The sequence below is a fragment of the Staphylococcus sp. GDY8P94P genome (assembly GCF_017892255.1).
Taxonomy (GTDB): domain Bacteria; phylum Bacillota; class Bacilli; order Staphylococcales; family Staphylococcaceae; genus Staphylococcus; species Staphylococcus cohnii.
Window position 1 is genome coordinate 428,384 of sequence record NZ_JAESKU010000001.1, and the last position, 21,623, is coordinate 450,006.

Genomic DNA, 21,623 nt, shown 5'->3' on the forward strand with positions numbered 1-21,623 from the left:
ACCTCCAAATTTTGTGTCACAATAGGTGACTGCTTATAAAATATTATATAATTGTTAAAGTTTGTATTATATGCTAAATCCTTCCCATTGTAACACCTCCCTAAAAATACGCATTTCTTTTATTTTATCATAATAGTTGTTTCGAAAGTAATTTATACATATTAAAATTTATATTCACCTAATGTACCATTTAAACGCAAAATTACCTTCGCGTCAACTTTCTAAATTTTACATCATTTGTCCTAAATAATATTTATTCTAAAATAATGATTACTTAAGAAATTGATGTATTTCACCATTTTTGATAGTTGTTTGAACTTCAATATCATCGTTCACGATGACAATATCTGCATCTTTACCCGCTTTCAAGCTACCTTTTTTATCGTCAATGTTTAAAGCAATTGCCTGATTCAAACTAGTGACACGCCATAGATTATCCAATGAATCACCTGTAAATTTAAGAAGATTATGCAAACCAGTATTCATTTTTAAAATACTTCCTGCTAATGCTCCTGAAACTAAACGTGCTTCTGAGTCTTTTACGATGACATTTTGGCCACCTAAATCATATTCTCCATCTGGCATGCCTTTTGCTCGCATAGCATCTGTAATTAAATAGAAATGTTCATTTCCTTTTTGTTTATATGCGATATTTACAGCAGCAGGATGTGAGTGAATCCCATCGACAATAACTTCAGTGTTCAATTTATCATTAACCCATGCCGCACCGAATAGTCCTGGTTCTCTATGTTCAAAAGGTGTACCAGCATTATATAAATGCGTTACGTGTTTGGCGCCGTTTTCCACCGCTTCATTGCTCTCATCAAATGTCGCAACTGTATGTCCAATTGAAAATATAATTTGATCTTTAAAAGCTGCCAATGTTTCTTTAGCGCCATCGACTTCAGGTGCAAATGTGATAACTTTGATGTGATTGTTCGCTATATTTTGGAAGTATTTTAATTTTTCCACTGAAGGCCGTTGGACATAACCAGGATTTTGCGCGCCTACTTTATGTTCAGAAATAAACGGACCTTCTAAATGGATACCCACAATTTCAGCTGTATTTAACGTATCTTGTTGTGTTTGATATGCAGCTATATTTTTGAGCGCATTTGTAATATTCTCATCTGATTGTGTCATTGTAGTTGCTAAATAACTCGTTGTACCTTCAGATAACAATGACGCTGACAAATGTTTTAAGCCCGTCATCGATGCATCCATTGCATCTTCCCCGTAACCACCATGCATATGAATATCAATAAAACCAGGTAGAATATGATGCCCTTGTGCATCTATCGTTTGTAAATCACCTTCATACTTTCCTACACCTAAACCAGCAATTTTACCAGATTTAATGATGATATAACCGCAATCAATGGTTTCAGTTTCAGTATATATTCGTCCATTTTCAATTACATATTCAACCATTTATATTACCTTCTTTTCAATTATTTTAGGTTAAAATTTTCTTGCATCACTTGTAATTTATTTTACCAAATTCAACGCTTATATTATATTCAAAAGCAAATAAAAAAAACCAGAAGTTTCACTCAATCATGAGTTTCTTCTGGCTTTTCTTTATGAATCTCTGTAATTTTAATCATTCATCGCTTCTGAATTTTGTATCTCTTCTTTAGTTAATTTTGGTTTTAACATACCATAAATAACTGCTGCTATGATAGCTCCAATAATGATTGCTATCAATGATTGCAATACGTGACTAAAGTCTGTTCCTAATATAACAATAATACCACCATGTGGTGCTTGAATGGATGATCCTAAACCTAATGCAATTGCACCTGCTACACCTGAACCCACCATCATAGACGGGATTACACGAATAGGGTCAGCTGCGGCAAATGGAATTGCTCCTTCAGTAATAAAGGATAGCCCCATCACATAGTTTGGAACAATAGAACCTTTTTGTTCTTTAGTGAATTTTTTACGGAACAGTAACATTGCTGTTGCAATAGCAATCGGTGGCACCATACCGCCAATCATCGCTGCTGTAATTGGTGCTGCATTACCTTCTGTCAATGCAGCTACAGCGAATACATAAGCTGCTTTATTAAATGGACCTCCCATATCAATAGCCATCATCGCACCAATAACAAGACCCAATAGCATAATGTTAGTACCTGATAAACTTTGTAATCCATTCAGCAATAAATTATTTAACCAAGATGCTGGAGGATTTAAAACATAAATCATCAGTAAACCTGTTATAGATACAGAGAATACTGGGAAAATTAAAGTTGGTTTTAAACCTTCTAGAGATTGTGGCATACCATTTGTTAATTTCTTGATGCCTAATGTTAAATAACCTGCTAAGAAACCTGCAAGTATGCCGCCGATAAAGCCTGAATCACCTGTACTAGCTAACAAACCACCAACTAAACCAGCTGCGAAACCTGGTTTATCCGCTATACTACGTGCTATATAACCAGCAAGTATAGGAATAATTAACATAAAGGCACTCTTGTTACCTATATTCCATAATTGTTCTGCGAATGCGTTGTAATCTGAACTTTTTGGATCAAACGAGTTTGCACCAAATAAGAACACGATAGCCATTAAAATACCACCAGCTATAACAAGTGGTAGCATATTAGAAACACCGTTCATCAAATGTTTATAAATTGTCTTGCCCACACCTTGTTTTTCATTACTTTCTGATTGTACTTTACTTGAATCAGCACTCGCTACAAACGGTTTACGTGAAGTATCTTGAGCAATATTAATTAATTCTTCTGGGCGTTTAATACCATCAGCTACCGGTACTTCAACAACATTCTTGCCATTAAAACGCGCTGTTTCAACATGTACATCTGCCGCTACAATAACACCAGTAGCACGTTCGATATCTTCATTCGTGAGATGATTTTTTATACCGCCAGATCCATTTGTTTCTACTTTTATTTTAACGCCCATTTTTTCAGCTTGTTTTTTCAAAGCATCTCGAGCCATATAAGTATGTGCTATACCCGTTGGACAAGCTGTAACTGCTAATATATAGGGTTCATTTGTGTCAGCTGGTGCAACAGAGCTTTCAGTATCTTCTTCTACTTCTTCTGTAGCTTCATCATCAGCTTTATCAATGATTTGTAACACAGATTGAGGAGACGTTGCATTTAGTAAATCTTCTCGTACTTTATCATCCATTAAAATACCTGATAGTTTTGCTAATGCATCTAAATGTGTTTGTGCGCCACCTTCTGGAGCCGCAATCATAAAGAACAAATGTGCCGGTTGCATATCTAAACTTTGATAATCTACGCCCGCTTTAGATTTACCAAAAGCGATAGCAGGCGTATCTACCGCTGCTACTTTAGCATGTGGTATCGCAATACCTTCTCCAATACCAGTCGTACTTTGCGCTTCACGGTTATAAATAGCTTCTTTAAAAACTGATACATCGTTTAATTTCTTTGCTTTATCCAGTTGATTCACTAATTCGTCTATGACACCATTCTTATCAGTTGATGAAAGATCCATAGCTATTGTCTCTTGAGTTAATAACTCTGTAATTCTCATCTCATTCACTCCCCTTTAGAGTCGTAATTGTCACTTGTTCTTTAATATCTTCAATTGCTTTGTATGAAGCTAAATCATCGTTAAAAGCAGTTGCTGTTCCCGCAGAAACTGCTTGTTTAAACGCGTTTTCAATCGTCAAACCTGTTTCAAGTCCAGCTATCATGCCTGCAACAGTGCTATCACCTGAACCAACTGTATTGACAACTTGACCAAGAGGTACTGACGCCTTCAAACTATGTTTATGATCAACATAAACTGCACCCTCGCCACCAAGTGACACAATCACAGATGATGCTCCTTGTTTCATAATTTCTTGTGCGTAATGGATAACATCTTCATCCGAATTGATTGCTGTATCAAACATAACTTCTAATTCATGTTTGTTCGGTTTAATAAATAGTGGATTGTATTTTAATACGGATTCCACTAAATCTTTTTCAGCATCTACGACTAATCGAGCTCCTGTTTGGTTTATGATTTTTGCAATTTGCTCATACGCATCTTTAGGGACGCTTTTCGGTATACTTCCTGCCACGACTACTATATCTTTTTTTGAAGTTTGTTTAAGTTGTCTGAGTAGATTTTCAAATTGTGTTTGAGAAATATTTGGACCTGGTGCATTTATTTCTGTTTCATCACCAGTTTTCAGTTTTACATTAATCCGTGTATCTTCATCTATCTCTATAAAATTAGTTTGAATACCTGCTTTTTTTAAAGTGTCATCTATAAATTGACCCGGAAATCCACCCGCAAATCCTAAGGCTGTTGAAGGTACGTTCAATGTTTGCAACACTCTTGAAACATTAATCCCCTTACCTCCAGCAAATTTATAAGTTTCTGTCGCTCTGTTTAATCCATTTAATTCAAAATCATCAGCAAACATGATGTAATCAATAGAGGGATTAAAAGTTACCGTATAAATCATCGTGTACCTCCAATAAATGTATAATGTTCAGTATATTTCTTAAATATGTCACTCTCTTTTACTTTTTTAGAAGTAACAATGCTAACTTGTGTTTCTACAGGCACATGTGCAAAATATACCTTGTCGTATTTATCATGATCAGCTAAAATATAAGCGTTTGTGCCTAAATGTATAGCGTATTTTTTAATAATCGCTTCTTGCTCATCAGGTGTAGTTAAACCATATTTTATGTCTATACCATTCATACCAAGGAATACCTTATCAAAACGATAGCTTTTCAACGTTTCAAGCGCGCTAGCACCTACTGTCGCATATGTTGTCGATTTGATTTCTCCACCTAAAATAAATGTTCGAATACCCTGTTTAATTAGCTCTTCGACATGCGTCAAACCACTCGTTACAACAACAATATTTTGTGCACTGATGTAAGGGATCATCTCAAGTGTAGTCGAGCCAGCATCTATAAAAACACATTCATTATCTTCTATTTCCAGCGCTGCTAACCGTGCGATTTCTTGCTTTTCTTTTAAATTTGTACCGCGTTTATCTGCTAAATTAGGTTCTAAGATAGATGAGTCGTTTAACATTGCGCCGCCATGCACTCTTTTCAATTTCCCAACTTTTTGTAATTTGGATAAATCTCGGCGAATTGTAGATGCACTACATCCTGTTCGATCTATCAATTCCTGTAACGTCAAAAAATCTTTTTTTGACAATTCAGTCAATATGAGTTCCTGCCGTTTTTCAGTAATCATCCCTCCACCTCATTTCATTTTCATTATAATGGTTACGCTTTCTTATTTCAATCATTTTTTATCAAAAACAATCAAAAACAATCATATTAAGCCAATAAAATTTGTTATTCCTCCTTTTTCTCAATTATTTATGATTTTTATTTATGTATTAATAACCACATTTGAACATTTTGATAATACATCTCATTACGTTACAATAATTATGTATTATACAACCTTTTTTTATTACACTTATTTCTTACAAGGAGTGTGTCTTGAAGTTATGCAACCATCATCTATAGTAAAATGGGAAAAAAGAATCAGAATCAGTATCGCAATGATCTTTGCTATTTTAATGATACTCAACATATATATAAGCGAAAAATTCAAAACTGACTTTGTATTTTTTCAAACGTTGATTATGTATATTCTGTTGTTTTTTCAAATGGGGTTTAACCTGTTACAATTTCTTAGTCAAACGACGAACAAATATATACGAATAACCATGATTTTACTCTATACATATGCTTATATTAGTAACTTTATCGTGTTGTTAATTTTACTTATATCTCCAATAGATTCTATGCTTGTTTTAACTATGGTTCTCACATTTTTTACATTGAGCGTTATGTTTTTAACGATCGTAGAACATCAATTTAAAAAACGCATAAAAAAAAGAGCGCAAAATTCGAATAAAGTTTCAAATCATTAACGCTCGTGATTTTATAATATTATAAAAGGTATATGTTTGCTTACTGCCCATTAAATAATCACGAAATGGTATCATGACCACTTCGTGATTTTAATTATCTTATTATATTGTTATTGATGAGTGACGTTCAACACTTTTGCATTAGTTATTTTAATCAAATCATCAACTGTCATTTCAATCTGTACCCCACGTTCTCCGCCACTAATATAAAGAGAATTTATACAAGTTGCTTGCTGATCGACAATAGTTTGAAATTGTTTTTTCATTCCAATCGGTGAACAACCGCCCCTAATATAACCTGTTACGTTTTTAAGTTCATCTAAAGGCATTAATTGTAATTTCTTTTCATTTACGGCGTTAGCTGCCGCCTTCATATCTAAAGTTTCACTTACTGGAATGATAAACACAAAATGTTGGTGATGACTATTTTCCAAAACAAGTGTTTTATATACGTATTTATCTTCTATGCCAACTTTGTGTGCTACTTCAGTGCCGTCCATATGTTCATCCGAGATTTCATACGTATTGACATTGTATTTTATCTTTTGACGATCTAACATGCGCATAGCATTTGTTTTCTTTTGTTTCATTTCGATACCTCATATGATTAAAAATGTTTTATGCATATCAAAATAATTTTATCCCAAATCATCAATCTAGCTTGAGTTGTTTAATGAATTTCGTTAATGCTTCATTCATTTCTTGATCTTTTAAAGCGAATTCTATTGTAGTTTTTACAAAACCTAATTTTTCACCGACATCATAACGCTCACCTTCAAAGTCGTAGGCATAGACTTGACTTTCTTTATTCATTCTTTCAATAGCATCTGTCAGTTGAATCTCTCCACCGGCGCCTTTACCTTGGTTTGCTAAATATTCAAAGATATCAGGTGTTAACACATAACGCCCCATAATCGCTAAATTTGAAGGTGCCGTTCCTTGTTTCGGTTTTTCCACAAATTGATTCACTTCATATTGACGCCCACTTTTACCTAACGGATCAATGATGCCGTAACGATGTGTATCATTTTCATTCACTTCTTGGACACCGATTACAGATTTACCAGTTTCTTCATATGTATCTATCAATTGTTTAATGGCTGGTTGTGTTGACTCCACAATATCATCACCCAATAGTACCGCAAAAGGTTCATTGCCAATAAATTGACGTGCTGAATAAATCGCATGTCCTAACCCTTTTTGTTCTTTTTGTCTTACATAAAAAATATTAGCAAGTTCTGTAGAATAATTCACTTTTTCTAATAGATCCGTTTTTCCTTTTTCTTCTAAAATCATTTCTAATTCTTTTTGATTATCAAAATGATCTTCAATTGCTCGCTTGTGTTTACCAGTTACAATAATAATATCCTCAATACCAGCACGAGCTGCTTCCTCTACAATGTATTGAATCGTTGGCTTATCTAAAATCGGCAACATTTCTTTTGGCATAGCTTTTGTTGCCGGAAGAAATCTTGTACCTAATCCTGCTGCAGGTATAATTGCTTTTTTTATTTTTTTCAAAACATTCATCCTTTTCAATTTTTATTAATTAAATATTCATCAAAGTATAAATCAGTTTAAACTTAATATAATAATAACATCGATACATTTAACTTTATACTTTTTATGACAATAAAAAACATCCAACTTCAATAGAATCTAAAAGTTGAATGTTTTCATTTTCCTATTTTAGTGCAGGTTGACGTATGACATCACCCAGTTTATTCACAATAACTTTATATTCTTTTTTAGCGGTCGCATCATAAAATGTATAAAACATACCTTGCTTTGAAGCATGTACTTGCTTCAAGGTTGCATTGTTTCCTAGTGCATCTTTTGCATATTTTTGAGCTATTACTTCTGACTCATGTGGTGATATTCTCGGTTTGTCTTGGTCTTGGTGATTTTGCACTTTATAAGCATCATCAAATATCCTTGCTTTATTATTTTGATCTACAGTTACTCTATAATATGTTTCGGGATGTTGCTTATTCTTGAAAGTGAAAATATAGTAATATGTCCCCTCACATGTACTATCAATACCATAGTCATTATATTCATTTTCAGAATGGTTATCACTATCAACCATTTTTTGCGCTTTATTTAGCGCTTCTGAAAATTGAGGCAAATTGATTTCGCCAGCCTCTTTATCATTCAAATCATGTGTTGCTAATTTTGCTATAGGTTCGTGGTTTTTTGCATTATATGGCTTTTCTTTTGGCACGTCATGTCTTGTGTCATCCGGCACATTTGAATCAAAATCTGCTTTTTCTTCCCCTGCTTTGGATTGGGCAACATTATTTGTATCGGAATAACTCGATATTGTTTCATGTACTTTTGCAAGCACTTGTTGGTTCGTAACTAACACTAATAAAAATATGAAACAACATGTTAATAGGAAAGCCAATATTGATAATAGTAAATTCTTCAACTTTATCCCCTTAATCATCTCTCTTTAATAATAACAACATATTATCACAAATATTTAACAAAAAACTTATATAGACCACAATTTAAAACAATTGTAATTTCTGTAACATGAATATTATGTGTGCAACTTTATTTAACATTCGTGTCATATTTGAAATTCTAATGTACAAATTCTGACAATTCTTATATCACTTAATTCATTAACCATTACATCCTGTTACTTCATACATATTTAGCAATCTTGCTAATGAACGTATGTTTAAAAATTGCCATGTTTAATTTGCTTAATAAAAAAGTAAGAGACGAAATTAAAATGGTAGTTCTAATTTCATCTCTTACTCCTATAACATTAGCTAATTTGTCTTTTATAAAATAATTATTCATTTTCATTTTTACATGCCATTCATAAACATTTAGTAATAACCATAGCAAAATGGCTGCGTCTTTTATTAAATTTATGATTTTTTTAGACGATTTCTAATTGTTTTTTCAAAAAATATTACGATCATACCAATAAACATCACTAATATCGCCATATACAGTGGAAATTCAAAATTAATATCGTATAATGTACCCGCTACTAATGGGCCTATGAAATTCCCCATGCTGGTAAAAGTCGAATTTAACCCACCAGCAAATCCTTGACGATTTCCAGCTATATTAGAAAAATAATTGGTAATTGCTGGACGAATCATATCAAAACCAATAAATACTATAAAACTAATAATCATAATTGACCAGTAACTATGCATAAACGTCAATGCAAGTAAAATAATCGCTGAATAAAGTAATGCATACGTAATAAAAGTAAGCTCTTCAAAGTATTTCATAAACTTATCAAAGAAAAACACTTGGAATATCGCACCAAAAATACCGCCACCGGTAATTGCAAAGGAGATATCTATAGGTGAATAATGTGCTTTATCGGCTGTATATAAAGGGAATAATGTTTCGAACGCAGACAAACCAAATGCAAGCACTAGCGTTAAAATGACTGGAGTGAGGAACACTTTCCAATTTATTTTAGCCAATAATTCAGGTTGATATTGTGTAAAACCATCTTGCGTTTCATTTTTCGGATTTTTAATTAATGTAATAGATAATATAAGTGCCACGACACCACTTGTACCAGCCACATAGAACGGCAATCTATGCGATACTTCCGCCAGCAAACCTCCTAAACCAGGTCCTAAAATAAAGCCTGAATTAATGATCGCCGACATATAACCAAAATTCTTTGCTTTATCTTTTCCTATAGAAATATCCGCAATCATCCCAGTAACACCAGGCATGACCATTCCAGCACTAAAACCACCTAATATTCTAGAAATGATTAGTAGAGAAAACGTGTGACTTGCGGCAAACAAGAATTCTGAAATTGCAAAAAGTGCAAGTCCAATACAAATAATTAATTTTTTACCTAATTTATCTGCAAGCGTACCACCAAATGGTGAAATAATCATTTGTGCGAGTGCAAAGACCGCAACAAGAATTCCTAAATCACTACCTTTTAAACCTAAATCTTTTAAATATACTGGTAGTACTGGTACAACTAGACCTATACCTAAAAAGACTAAAAAGATATTAAAATATAAAATATAAAATTGTTTATTCACGTTTCTCACTCCATTCTTTTATACACTTTTTTCATCATCTTGTTTTGTATCTTTAATTTAGAGGAATGCACAATATTAGAACATTCTATAACATTTTCCTACAGAAAAACAATAGAAAAACTTACATTTTCAAACACTATTATACATCTCATAAATAATTAATTGTATAATGATATTAAATGCATTAATTTGAATGGAGGTTTTCAAATGGTATATCAAGTAGATGGCAATACAATCGTATTAGTTTTAGAACAAGGTGAAGACATTGTTGAAGCTGTAACGGATCTTGCTCGTGAGCAAAATGGTAAATTTGGAACAGTCAGTGGTATCGGCGCTTGTGATGACGTAGAATTAAATTTCTATAATTTAGATACTAAAACCTATGAAAAAAAAGAAATTAAAGAACCTTTAGAATTAATTAGCCTTTTAGGTAATATTTCTCATATTGATGAAAAGCCATTTGCACATTTACATGCAACTTTTGGTACTAATCAATATGAAACATTAAGTGGTCATTTAACAAAAGCCGTTGTTTCAGCTACTGCAGAAATCGTCATTACAATGACAAACTTAGATATAAATCGTAAACACAATGCCGATATTGGCCTAAATCTATTAGATTTGTAATTCATTGGCGCCCACCCAACAAGGTTTTAACATTATTCGAATAATACTTTAACTGTATTTAACTTATAAAAATATATCAATTTAAATATGATTTTTTATAAGTAAGGATTAAAAAAAGTAATCTATACTAATCAACCATCATGTATATTAATATCTCTGCCTAAAGGATAAACGTTAATTTCTATTGAAATTATATAGAAATTAACGTTTTTATACGTTTATGAAATTTTTGTAATATCGCCGACTACCATGCTCCATTTGTTTTTTGTATTAACATGTATCTTTTTTACAATTTTGAAACGTGTTGATGCTCAAGGATTGATTATGTAAATAACTATTGAATCGAACTATACTAATTGACAACTGGCAAAAGTCTTACACGATAATCCAAATTTTATGGATTATCCCTTATTTGAAAATAAATATTTATGTTTAACTTGTTTTTGTCTATAAAACGTTTTCATTCATTTTGACTAGTGTTTATAATTGAAATTTCTGTCTATAAATTGTATTATAAAAAATCACGTTCGTAATTTTACGTTTATGTTCCCTTGGCAATAAGCTTTTTAAGGGGATTTTTATTTGTTGTTTAAAATTAATTCTTATTATCATGTACAAAACAATATCTAATACTTCATAGACAAGATTATATAAAAATTCCATTTCAGGTAAAGTTGTTTTTTAAACTTCAGCTATAGTTATACTCTATAAAAATAATTATATGAGCTTGTGTGCTTAACACAAATATAAATCCAAAAAGAAAGTAGGTGTAAGTATCGCCCCTCGTTACATTGCTAGAACAATATTTTTAATTTTAATGATCATATCAATTTTCTTTAATCAATTTTATCAATTTATGACGCTTAATCTCTTTCTAGCATATGTTCCATTCGAATTATGCTTACTATTAAATTTATTTAAACCGAAATATAAATATGAATGGCCATTATTTATCGTTTTTGTGCTTATATTTTTATGCATGGTGCCCAATACGCTATATATGGTTACGGATTTAATACATTTAAATCAATTTACTTTTAATTTTTATCAAGGTTTAATCATCGTTGAATGGGTGTATTTTACATTTTTAGTTGCTGGCGTCTTATTAGCTTTATATTTATTAATTTTGATGTTTGTAGAAATGGAAAACTTTACAACTCACCGTTGGTTAAATAGAACCATTATACTCATTATGATGTCTTTAAATGGCTTAGGTATTTATATTGGACGGTTCTTACGTTTGCATTCTGTTTATATTATCAATGAACCACTTCGAATTTATAGAGAAGTTATCAATCATTTAGATTTTGATGCTTTCCTATTTGTCATATTATTGGTATTACTTCAAATTTTAATTTATACATTTGCGAAAGGAGTACAACGTACAAAATGACTTTTAATATCTTAATTTTACTTATTGTACTCATCGTATTTCAATTAATTATTGGACATTTACTTCATGACGTAGGATTTTCATACACAAAAAGCATCTTGCTTATGTGTTTACCACTAGGTATCGGTTTATTTTATTTACAATTATTTTATTATGAACGAAAATATCCTAATTGGCATGTTTCTATTAAAACAAAGATAAGATTAAAATATATGTATATTTTAACTTTTTTTGAATACGTTGCGGTATATATCTGTATTTTCAGAATGTAATCACAAACTAAAATAAATAATAAAAAACCCACAGTACACACTACTGTGGGTTCAGACTGTCGACAAAGTCTCCGACTTTGTTGGCAGTTTTTTTGTGCACGCTTTCCGCGGGCACTGCCTTAGCCTGTAGTCTTCGGCTAGTGCGCTTCCCGCAGGAGTCGCCCCAAATAACTGCCAATATCACACTAAAAATATTACTTATTCAAAAACTATTTTGTCTCAAATCAATAAAACAAACAATCAAAGAAGTTGTGAAAAAAGATACTTTTCACTCCCAAATTGAAAAGCATTGTTGATATTGTAAAGAAACAATATAATTTGCGAAGTCAAACAATTAAGAGAAGATTTGGCGATATAAAAGAACAGCATGTATGCGATGAACGAGATATAGACGACATGACAAATTTTCTATGGATACCATGCTAATTTGTGTTGCCATGGATCTTTTAAAAACAACAATATGGTTAGTAAAAGGGCCAGTAATGGTTTGAAAGACCACTACTATTTTGAAAAAACTATATAAATAGAAAATAGACAAACCCTTCGCAAATTAATACAAAGGATTTGTCTACGTTCTGAACCCACAGTACACTACTGTGGGTTTTATTTTTTAAAATATTAAATTATTTATTTTTAAGTGATTGTTTCACTTGTTGAACAGCATTTGCTGAAATTTGTAATTGCTTTAATTCTTCATCCGAAAGTGTAAGCTCTAAAATGCGTTCTATACCATTTCCGCCTAATATTGTAGGCACACCTAAGCAAATATCAGAAAAACCGTATTCATCTTCTAAATATGCGATGGCAGGTAATAAACGTTGTTGATCTTTCAAAATTGCTTCCAACATACTATATACCGCCGAAGCTGGCGCATAATAAGCAGAACCTGTACCTAGTAATTCCACTATTTCAGCACCACCCTTTCGAGTGCGTTCAATAATTTGGCTAATAGTAGTTTCATCTAATAATTTAGTCAATGGAACACCATTAACATTTGTAGCATTTACTAATGGAAGCATCGTATCTCCATGACCACCTAGAACTAACCCTTTAACATCTTTAATAGAGATACCTAAAGCTTCTGCTATAAATGTTTGATATCTTGCAGTATCTAATATACCTGACTGTCCAATAACACGTTTTTTAGAAAAACCTGATGCTTTCAAGACTGTATAAGTCATTGCATCAACTGGATTGGTAAGCACTACTATTTTACATTCTGGGGAGTATTTAACAATTTCTTTTGTAACTTCTTCCATTACTTGTTCATTTATTTTAACCAAATCGTCTCTGCTCATTCCAGGCTTACGTGGTACCCCTGCAGTAATTACAACAATATCTGAATTTTTTGTATCAGAATAATCTACTGATCCTGAAACATTTACATCGAATCCATAAATTGGACTACTTTGTAATATATCCAGTGCTTTACCTTTAACCTGTCCTTCATTTTTAGGTTGATCAATCAATACAACATCCGCTAATTCATGTTTAGCGATAATAAAAGCTAAGGTAGATCCTGTATTACCAGCACCTATAATAGAAATCTTTTGTTTTGTCATAATGTCAGCCCCTTATAATGCTAGACAAATGAATTGTCTCAGTATTTTTTAGTCCCACTTCTCAATTTATTGAGTTAGTGGGACTTATGCATGAGCGCTAGCTCAGGTAATCCTTAAATCACTTCTCAATTTATTGAGTTAGTGGGACTTATGCATGAGCGCTAGCTCAGGTAATCCCTAAACCACTTCTCAATTTATTGAGTTAGTGGGACTTATGCATGAGCGCTAGCTCAGGTAATCCTTAAATCACTTCTCAATTTATTGAGTTAGTTCGTTTAACTATCATCACTTTCACTTATGTTTTCGTTGGCGTTTCAACCACTTCCAAATAATAAAAACAGCTAGAATAATAAGTACGATATAAATAATTTTAGAGTAAATATCCATATAGTGCACGATAACATGCCAATTGCTACCAACTGTTTGTCCTAAATAAATTAAAACGATATTCCAAATCAATGTACCAATTGTTGTAAATAATAAAAACAAAGGCATGTTCATACGTGTTAAACCGGCTGGAATTGAAATTAAACTTCTTAAAAGCGGTACAAATCGACAGAAAAATATCGTCCAATAACCGTATTGTTCAAACCATTGCAGTGTTTTATCTAAATCACTTCTTTTTACTCGTATGATTTTTCCATAACGATCTACAACTTTATATAAATTTCGCTCTCCTATCCAAGCACCAATGCCATAAAGGACAATCGCTCCAACAACAGATCCCACAGTTGATGTTAGTGTTACACCAATAAAATTCATGTTAGAGTGTGTAGTCATAAAACCACCAAAGGTTAAGATGATTTCAGATGGTATAGGTGGAAAGATATTCTCGAAAAATATTAGAAAAGCAATTCCCCAATAACCATATTGTTCCATAAAGTGAGTGATCCATTGCTCCATGTATGCCCTCCTAATTATTTAAATCAAATAATATTGAACATTATAGTAAATTATTTGATTTAGCATATAAATACATCGTCATTCCAAATAGTGCTAATGATAATAAGGTTAAGATGATTGCTAATACCATAACGCGTTTATAATGTTTAATAAACGCAACAAACAATATCGCACCATTGTAAAAAAAGAACAGGCCAAATAATGTCATCATTAAATTAATATCAGGATATATTATGTTTAATAAAGCAATTACTATTGCAAAACCCAAAAAAGGAAAATTAATAAAATTGCGTTGAAATCTAAACTGATTTCTAAGGTGTTGTTCACTTTGATTACTCATGTTCTACGCTCCTTCTAAATTAAAATCTAAGGAATATCATGACCTAAGGAAGCTGTATAAATATCAAACCACTCTTGGTCAGTTAACGTTATTGCCATACCTTGTAATGCTTCATCAATACGATTAATCTTTTGCGTGCCTAACACTGGCATGATTGAAGCTGGATGTTTCTTTAACCAAGACATAATAATTGCAGTTGTCGTAACATTATACTTTTGTGCCAATGGAGATATAATCGCAGTAATTCTTGCTGTTTTTTCATCTTCAAGATCAAACAGTTTTCCTCCAGCCAATGGACTCCATGACATTATTTTAACATCATCTTTGTACATATAGTTAATGGTTCCATCTTCAATTGCATCTAACGTATAAGGAGAAACTTCTAATTGATTTAAAGTAATATGTAATTTATCACAAACTAAACATTTACTTAATAAATCATACTGCGATTTGTTGAAATTTGATACTCCAAACGATTTGATTTTTCCTTCTTTAACTAAAGATTTAACAGCTTCTGTGATTTCATGTGGATCCATCAATGGTGATGGCCTATGAATCAGTAATGAATCTAGTTGTTCTACTTGTAATTGTTTGAGAGAACGTTCCACAGTTTCTGTGATATGTTTTTTACTATGATCGTATCGATGTCCATCTGCTGCCGCTAAATGGTCTGATGGCAATACGATGCCACATTTAGAAACAATTTCAAGATGTTCACGTAGATTAGGTGATAATTTAAGCGCTTCTCCAAAAATTCCTTCACAACTATAATCACCGTATATATCTGCGTGATCCATCGTAGTAATACCACGTTCAACTAGTTCATTAATATAGCGATTTAACTGTTGTGGTGTCCAATTCCAATCTTTTGCTCTCCAAAATCCTTGTATTACATTTGAAAAGGATACATGTTGGTTAATCTTCACTCTTTCCATAGTGAATCAAACCCCCTTCTTCATTACATTAATTTAAATTAGGTAAATTGTAGCATATCTAATTGATTTCGTAGTTTATTTACATCTAATTGCTCACCAATAATAACTATCGTCAAGGACACTTCTTTATCAATCGTTTGATAATCTGGCAACCCAAAAGCATATTGAAATTCATAAATATCTTCGGGTACATCTTTAAATTTCACATATCCCTTTAATCTTAGAACATTATCTGGTAACCGTAAAATAAATTGATAAAATAATTGTCTATTAATCGGTCCAGAAAAATGATAATGTATACGATTTATACCATGATGATGTACATGGGAATTTATTTTCATTTGATTTCCATTTGCAACCGAACTAATTTGATTCATATCCATATCTGCATATGTAGTAAAATATTTAGATGCTGTTGGATTAATTTTGTGAATTGCTTCATCAATATCATGTGCATGATTATCAATGAGGTCCGTTTTGTTCATCACTATGTCATGACACACAGATAATTGTTCTTCCATCAATTGAATTGTATGGTTGGTATATTGAAAACGATTTAAGAAGCGAGGCCCATCCACCAATCCTATAACTGTAGGTTGGTCGACTTGTTCAATGATTTCAGGATCCTGACATGCCGCAATAATTTCAATTGGATGTGCTAAACCTGTCGCCTCAATTATTATATGGCGCATTGCACTTTTGCTTAGAAAATGTTTTAATTGTTTTATTAAATCTAGTTGCATATCACAACATACGCAACCATTTAATATTGACACAACCTCAATATCATTGCTAATAGCATAGCTATCTATATCTAAATTACCGTATTCATTTACGATTACGCCCGGATTTTCATTGCTTTTTTGTAAATATTTTATATATTTACTGAGGAAAGTTGTTTTACCACTTCCTAGAAATCCTGTAATAATCGTAATTTTGGTTTTCTGATTGTTAATATTTTTCATATACTCACTCATTTCATAAATAAAAATGTTTGCGTAAAACCTTAATTATTCTTATAATTAACCTTTCACTTGATAAAATGTTGACTTTCTTCTAAACTTTATACATACTTTATTTTAGCATGGCACAGTGTGAAAGTATGCTTGAGGAAGTGTAACACAACAATAGACGGATTCAAATCCGAAACAGAAAGAACAAAACGGATAGAATGTCTGGAGGAGAACTTTATGTCTGAACCACTTAATTTAAAGGATCAATTATGTTTCAGTTTGTATAATGCTCAAAGACAAGTAAATCGCTACTACTCTAACAATGTCTTTAAAAAATACAAATTAACATATCCACAGTTTTTAGTTTTAACAATCTTATGGGCTGATTCACCTGTTAACGTGAAAAAAGTCGTAACTGAATTAGCACTTGATACAGGTACTGTATCTCCATTACTAAAAAGAATGGAGCAAGTTGATTTAATTAAACGTGAACGTTCTGAAGTAGATCAACGTGAAGTGTTTATCCACTTAACAGATAAAAGTGAAGCAATTCGACCTGAATTGGATACAGCATGCCAAGATGTGGCAGTTGCATCTTCACTTAGCGCAGAAGAAAACAAAGAACTAAATCGATTACTTTCAAAAGTAATTAATGCCTTTACTGAAGAAAAAGCAAAATAATGCTAAATTTCTAATGTTAAAGTAAAACTATATGAAATTGATTAATTAAATATATTAATTTAAAGCTAGAGTCTGGGACAGCATTGAATTGTCCTAGACTCTTTCTTATTGTAAAGCCCCACTTCCCAACTTGTTGGGTTAGTGGGGCTTATGCATGAGCGACTGCTCAGGTAATCATTTTATACTTTTTTCAATGCTAGTCATTCTTACGAGGGTGGAAGGAGGAATCTTTTAATAAAATTAGATTTCTATCCCGCCCCTTTTTTAAATACTATTAATAAATCACTGAAGTAATTATACATTTCTGCACAAATACTTCAGTGATTCGTTCATTTGTAAGAGATTCATATTAAATTTTTAACATTTTCCACTTACAAATCAAGTACTTATTTGCTACTTTTTATTAAAAAGTCACGCTTGATTTAACATGACCATTTGATATAAATAGCCTTTGTTTGATAGTAACGATTGGTAATCTCCATATTCTATGATTTCCCCGTCAACCATAACCATGATTTTATCAAATTTGGGTAGTAATCGTAAATCATGTGTTGCAACGATTAATGTTTGAGATTGTTTGTGAATTTCATCCATCACAAGATTTGTATGATAAATATCTAGCGCTGTAGTAGGTTCATCAAGCACCCAAATCGGAGCCTCTTTTAATAATAATCTAGCAATACCAATTCTTTGAATTTCACCACCAGATAGTGTATTACCTGAAAGTGTGATGTGTCTATCTAAATCAATGTGTGATAAACCTAGTGTATCAAAAACATCTTCGATTACTGCATCTTCTTGATCAGTGAATAAATTATCACGTACTGTACCATCAAATAATTGTTGTGACTGTAATAGAGCATTAATCGAACTGTATTTATCTAAATCTAAAATACTTGTAATATCTTGATTATTTATTAAAACCATACCATCTTCACTTTGATAGAGACCTAACATTAATTGTAATAAGGTACTCTTACCTGAACCAGAAGGACCAATAATTGCAACATGTTCACCTTCTTGCACACTCAGCTGTACTTTTTTTAAAGTGTAATTCGATTGATTCCAATATTTAAAATCAACATTTTGAACTTCTACTAATGGTTGATGTACAGCATTATCCAATGATAGTGGTTGATTGCCTTGTTGAATTGGGTGTGCAATAACTTCATTGATATTGTTTAAAGCTTCATCCGTATCCGCTTTATAATAAGCCACATTACTCATAGGAATTGCTTGTTCAAATAATGTTAACATCATCAAAACAATACTTGTTAAGTAAACAACATCTAGCTGTTGATTTTGCACTTGTGTGACACCCAAATATAAAGTTGCAAATAAAGCAATCATTGAAACCAGATTTAAGCTATATTCATACAACGATAAAAAGCGTTGTTCTTTTGCTTGTGCTTGTTCATACGCATTCAATTGTTCTAAAACCTGATGCTGATAATATTCTGTTTGGTCAAATCGTGCAAGTTCTTGATACCCTTCTTTATAATCGTAAAATTGATTTAAAAATTGATCTTGTATACGATTAACATCCCTTTTTAATAATTGTGCCTTTTTCGCGCTTAACCAAGGAATTAAAACCAATGTTATCAACATACTAATAAAGATGATAATTGCATGAACAAATGAGAAATAAAAAGTCACAACCATTGCAATCAACGCCGTTAAGCCAATGACTACTGGTGGATAATAAACTCTTAAATAAATATTTTGTAGTGCTTCCACACTACCAACCATACGGCCAAGTAAATCACTGGATTTAAATTTTCTATACACGTCTGGTACGACAGGTATAATATTTTTGAAAAATTGCACCCTCACATTTCTCAACATAGTAAATGTTGCTTTGTGAGATAATAATCGTTCGATATATCTTGCAACAGCACGTATAAATCCAAACATTTTAACAGAAACAATTAAAACCATTAAAGCAAATAATGGTGCACCTAAAGCACTTTGCGTTACCATATAACCACTTAAGAAAAACATGCTTAATGCAGTTAAACTGCCTAATATACCTACAATGATAGATAAAATTAAATCTTTATCTAACTTAAATTGAATATGTGGTCTCAACACAAGTCACCACCTTTATACGCATTTTGCTTGATTACTTTTATAGACTCAACAGAACCCTCATTAATCTTTATACGTCTATCTGCATTTTTTATGGTATTTTCTCTATGTGCGATAGTGATGATAGTCGTATTTTTAAACTTTTTGTTTATCACAGATTGAATGACATGTTCTGTTTGTACATCCAATCCCGTTGCAGGTTCATCAAATATCAATACATCAGGTTGTAATAATAACAAACGTGACAGTTCAATTCTTCGCATCTGTCCTCCAGAGAGCATCTCTCCACCTTCACCAATCCAAGTATCAATACCGTTTTCTAACGCATTGACAACCTGTTTTAAGTTAACATCGTCAAGCGCTTCTAAAATTTTATCTTCATCAATTTTTTGGAACATGGTCATATTATCTCTAATAGATGCGTTAAAAATATATGGATGCTGACTTAAAAAACCAATTTTTAATTGTTGTTTATAGATCACAGAGCCATATTGCGGTTTAAAATGTTGTGCTATAACTTGGGCTAAAGTAGACTTTCCAGCCCCACTTTTTCCAATTAATGCAATATGTTCTCCATCATAAATACTAAGATTGATATCTTCCAAAGCATGATGTTGTGTGTCGTCATATTTATAATACACATGCTCAAGTTGTATTAATGGCTTTTGATAACTATTCGTTTGCACTTGTGATTTTACATATCGCTCTTGTCGATCTAATAAATCGAAGACAACATCACTTGATCCTTCACTTTGCTTTCCAGTATGAAAAGATTGACCTAAATCTTTAATAGCATTATAAAATTCAGGGGCTAATATGATTGCTATAGCTGCCGTTTTAAAATCTATACTATCAAACAATATCAATCCTAGACCCGCTTCTAAAGCAACAAGGCCAATACCTAGCATACTGATAAACTCCAACATCAATCCCGATAAAAAGGCGCTTCTTAAAATACGCATCGTTAAATTTCGAAATGTTGTACTTTCTTCATATAAAGACTGTTCTGTAGCCTCAGTTTTATTAAATAATTTGAGCGTAATCAGCCCTTTTATTTTGTTTAAAAACTGCTGACTAAATTGATTTAAATAGGTCATTTTATCTTTTGACTCATCACGTGTTTTCAACCCAAAAATGATATAAAACATTGGTATAAATGGTGCAGTTACAATCATAATTAAAGCAGTGTTCAAATGTATGAAGCACATTGCAATTATGATAAATAGCGGTATCATCATTGACTTAAAAACCTGAGGAAAGTAACTATTAAAAAATGGTACTATGCCATCTATATTTTCAGTTAGTGTATTTATTTGAACACCAATGGGTTCTGACGATTTATTCAAAATCAATTGACGTCGTAAGTCATATTTAACGCGAGCAGACATACGATTACCTATCATTTGATTTATTGTATTAAATGTCGCTCTTGCTAATAAAATAATTAATGTCACTAGTAGTAAAATTAACAAATCTTGATGTGTATTGCGTAACATTGCATTTAAAATTTCTGCTATAGCAACGTTCTGAATGACTACAGTAATCGCTAATACTGTACTGATTACAAACATTAATATTGGATAAATTTTATACTTCATCGCTAAACTTGTTAATCTTTTCACAAATATCACCTGGTTCATATTATATATGGATTGTATTAAAATGAAATGAATTGGCTCAAAAATTAATACATTTTTATTTACTTAATTCATATTTTTGCCATAATTATAATTAAACGATTGAATTATTAAATTTTAAACATAAACAGTAAACTTTTCATCATTATAAACTTATTAAATTATAAATAAAGTTTCCCAAAAAATATTTTGCCGTTCTAATGGAAATTTATAATGATGTACTTTTCGCCTCCATTAACTGAAGTAAGTACCTTTTTCCTCAGTCTTTAGTCCAAAAT

19 protein-coding genes are annotated in these 21,623 nt (G+C 31.9%); 4 read left to right on the plus strand and 15 right to left on the minus strand.

Annotated features, from left to right (window positions below; all coding sequences use genetic code 11):
* Positions 1 to 270 precede the first annotated feature (270 nt).
* The 8 genes from nagA to norA form a co-directional block, all read right to left on the minus strand.
* Positions 271 to 1,431 carry an N-acetylglucosamine-6-phosphate deacetylase gene (gene nagA, locus KA926_RS02180; RefSeq protein ID WP_192959370.1) on the minus strand — a complete coding sequence of 387 codons (1,161 nt, stop codon included), beginning with the start codon at positions 1,429 to 1,431 and terminating at the stop codon, positions 271 to 273.
* A gap of 168 nt (positions 1,432 to 1,599) precedes the next feature.
* Positions 1,600 to 3,537, minus strand: coding sequence for a PTS fructose transporter subunit IIABC (locus KA926_RS02185; RefSeq protein ID WP_107384462.1), 1,938 nt, complete (start codon positions 3,535 to 3,537; stop codon positions 1,600 to 1,602).
* A 1-nt stretch (position 3,538) separates the two neighbouring features.
* Entirely contained in the window at positions 3,539 to 4,462 is a 924-nt protein-coding gene (gene pfkB, locus KA926_RS02190) for a 1-phosphofructokinase (RefSeq protein ID WP_192959369.1), read from the minus strand.
* Positions 4,459 to 5,217, minus strand: a complete 759-nt coding sequence (locus KA926_RS02195; RefSeq protein WP_107384464.1) for a DeoR/GlpR family DNA-binding transcription regulator — start codon at positions 5,215 to 5,217, stop codon at positions 4,459 to 4,461. The genes pfkB and KA926_RS02195 overlap by 4 nt, the downstream gene beginning before the upstream one ends.
* An 801-nt stretch (positions 5,218 to 6,018) precedes the next feature.
* Positions 6,019 to 6,498: a Cys-tRNA(Pro) deacylase gene (gene ybaK / locus KA926_RS02200; RefSeq protein ID WP_119517605.1), complete on the minus strand. Its 480-nt coding sequence runs from the start codon at positions 6,496 to 6,498 to the stop codon at positions 6,019 to 6,021.
* Positions 6,499 to 6,559: 61 nt separating this feature from the next.
* The gene (galU, locus tag KA926_RS02205; RefSeq protein WP_107384467.1) at positions 6,560 to 7,429 is read right to left on the minus strand and encodes a UTP--glucose-1-phosphate uridylyltransferase GalU; all 870 of its coding nucleotides are present in this window, start codon (positions 7,427 to 7,429) and stop codon (positions 6,560 to 6,562) included.
* Between the two features lie 163 nt (positions 7,430 to 7,592).
* Complete coding sequence (locus KA926_RS02210; protein ID WP_107386259.1) at positions 7,593 to 8,339, minus strand: hypothetical protein; 747 nt, start codon at positions 8,337 to 8,339, stop codon at positions 7,593 to 7,595.
* A 454-nt stretch (positions 8,340 to 8,793) separates the two neighbouring features.
* Positions 8,794 to 9,954 carry a multidrug efflux MFS transporter NorA gene (gene norA / locus KA926_RS02215; protein WP_107384469.1) on the minus strand — a complete coding sequence of 387 codons (1,161 nt, stop codon included), beginning with the start codon at positions 9,952 to 9,954 and terminating at the stop codon, positions 8,794 to 8,796.
* A 207-nt stretch (positions 9,955 to 10,161) separates the two neighbouring features.
* Between norA and KA926_RS02220 the strand changes: the two genes are divergently transcribed.
* The 3 genes from KA926_RS02220 (at position 10,162) to KA926_RS13865 (ending at position 12,246) form a co-directional block, all read left to right on the plus strand.
* Positions 10,162 to 10,581, plus strand: coding sequence for a PPC domain-containing DNA-binding protein (locus KA926_RS02220; RefSeq protein ID WP_107384470.1), 420 nt, complete (start codon positions 10,162 to 10,164; stop codon positions 10,579 to 10,581).
* A gap of 817 nt (positions 10,582 to 11,398) precedes the next feature.
* Positions 11,399 to 11,974 carry a DUF1361 domain-containing protein gene (locus tag KA926_RS02225; RefSeq protein ID WP_192959368.1) on the plus strand — a complete coding sequence of 192 codons (576 nt, stop codon included), beginning with the start codon at positions 11,399 to 11,401 and terminating at the stop codon, positions 11,972 to 11,974.
* Positions 11,971 to 12,246: a hypothetical protein gene (locus tag KA926_RS13865; protein ID WP_107385382.1), complete on the plus strand. Its 276-nt coding sequence runs from the start codon at positions 11,971 to 11,973 to the stop codon at positions 12,244 to 12,246. The genes KA926_RS02225 and KA926_RS13865 overlap by 4 nt, the downstream gene beginning before the upstream one ends.
* A 623-nt stretch (positions 12,247 to 12,869) precedes the next feature.
* On the opposite strand, the gene mdh is transcribed toward KA926_RS13865, so the two are convergent.
* The 5 genes from mdh to KA926_RS02250 form a co-directional block, all read right to left on the minus strand.
* The gene (gene mdh / locus KA926_RS02230) at positions 12,870 to 13,808 is read right to left on the minus strand and encodes a malate dehydrogenase (RefSeq protein WP_107384447.1); all 939 of its coding nucleotides are present in this window, start codon (positions 13,806 to 13,808) and stop codon (positions 12,870 to 12,872) included.
* A gap of 291 nt (positions 13,809 to 14,099) precedes the next feature.
* A complete protein-coding gene (locus KA926_RS02235; protein ID WP_210143560.1) occupies positions 14,100 to 14,711 on the minus strand; it encodes a DedA family protein in 612 nt (203 codons plus the stop codon).
* Between the two features lie 40 nt (positions 14,712 to 14,751).
* Positions 14,752 to 15,051 carry a hypothetical protein gene (locus KA926_RS02240; RefSeq protein ID WP_107384445.1) on the minus strand — a complete coding sequence of 100 codons (300 nt, stop codon included), beginning with the start codon at positions 15,049 to 15,051 and terminating at the stop codon, positions 14,752 to 14,754.
* A 26-nt stretch (positions 15,052 to 15,077) separates the two neighbouring features.
* Entirely contained in the window at positions 15,078 to 15,986 is a 909-nt protein-coding gene (locus KA926_RS02245) for an aldo/keto reductase (protein WP_107384444.1), read from the minus strand.
* A 38-nt stretch (positions 15,987 to 16,024) separates the two neighbouring features.
* A complete protein-coding gene (locus KA926_RS02250) occupies positions 16,025 to 16,951 on the minus strand; it encodes a CobW family GTP-binding protein (protein ID WP_192959366.1) in 927 nt (308 codons plus the stop codon).
* 225 nt (positions 16,952 to 17,176) lie between these two features.
* Here KA926_RS02250 and mgrA point away from each other — a divergent pair, with 225 nt between their 5' ends.
* Positions 17,177 to 17,620 carry a global transcriptional regulator MgrA gene (gene mgrA, locus KA926_RS02255; RefSeq protein ID WP_046207364.1) on the plus strand — a complete coding sequence of 148 codons (444 nt, stop codon included), beginning with the start codon at positions 17,177 to 17,179 and terminating at the stop codon, positions 17,618 to 17,620.
* A gap of 411 nt (positions 17,621 to 18,031) precedes the next feature.
* Here mgrA and cydC read toward each other — a convergent pair whose 3' ends face one another.
* Positions 18,032 to 19,708 carry a thiol reductant ABC exporter subunit CydC gene (gene cydC / locus KA926_RS02260; protein WP_107384442.1) on the minus strand — a complete coding sequence of 559 codons (1,677 nt, stop codon included), beginning with the start codon at positions 19,706 to 19,708 and terminating at the stop codon, positions 18,032 to 18,034.
* Entirely contained in the window at positions 19,705 to 21,330 is a 1,626-nt protein-coding gene (locus tag KA926_RS02265; RefSeq protein WP_107384441.1) for an ABC transporter ATP-binding protein/permease, read from the minus strand. Before KA926_RS02265 ends, cydC begins: the two co-directional genes overlap by 4 nt.
* Between the last annotated feature and the right edge of the window lie 293 nt (positions 21,331 to 21,623).

Excerpts from the sequence above, each read along its gene's own strand:
- KA926_RS02235 (WP_210143560.1), bottom strand. The coding sequence starts at position 14,711 with ATGGAGCAATGGATCACTCACTTTATGGAACAATATGGTTATTGGGGA.
- KA926_RS02185 (WP_107384462.1), bottom strand. The coding sequence starts at position 3,537 with ATGAGAATTACAGAGTTATTAACTCAAGAGACAATAGCTATGGATCTT.
- nagA (WP_192959370.1), bottom strand. The coding sequence starts at position 1,431 with ATGGTTGAATATGTAATTGAAAATGGACGAATATATACTGAAACTGAA.
- KA926_RS13865 (WP_107385382.1), top strand. The coding sequence starts at position 11,971 with ATGACTTTTAATATCTTAATTTTACTTATTGTACTCATCGTATTTCAA.
- KA926_RS02240 (WP_107384445.1), bottom strand. The coding sequence starts at position 15,051 with ATGAGTAATCAAAGTGAACAACACCTTAGAAATCAGTTTAGATTTCAA.
- ybaK (WP_119517605.1), bottom strand. The coding sequence starts at position 6,498 with ATGAAACAAAAGAAAACAAATGCTATGCGCATGTTAGATCGTCAAAAG.
- KA926_RS02245 (WP_107384444.1), bottom strand. The coding sequence starts at position 15,986 with ATGGAAAGAGTGAAGATTAACCAACATGTATCCTTTTCAAATGTAATA.
- KA926_RS02220 (WP_107384470.1), top strand. The coding sequence starts at position 10,162 with ATGGTATATCAAGTAGATGGCAATACAATCGTATTAGTTTTAGAACAA.
- pfkB (WP_192959369.1), bottom strand. The coding sequence starts at position 4,462 with ATGATTTATACGGTAACTTTTAATCCCTCTATTGATTACATCATGTTT.
- mdh (WP_107384447.1), bottom strand. The coding sequence starts at position 13,808 with ATGACAAAACAAAAGATTTCTATTATAGGTGCTGGTAATACAGGATCT.
- KA926_RS02250 (WP_192959366.1), bottom strand. The coding sequence starts at position 16,951 with ATGAAAAATATTAACAATCAGAAAACCAAAATTACGATTATTACAGGA.
- KA926_RS02195 (WP_107384464.1), bottom strand. The coding sequence starts at position 5,217 with ATGATTACTGAAAAACGGCAGGAACTCATATTGACTGAATTGTCAAAA.
- mgrA (WP_046207364.1), top strand. The coding sequence starts at position 17,177 with ATGTCTGAACCACTTAATTTAAAGGATCAATTATGTTTCAGTTTGTAT.
- KA926_RS02225 (WP_192959368.1), top strand. The coding sequence starts at position 11,399 with ATGATCATATCAATTTTCTTTAATCAATTTTATCAATTTATGACGCTT.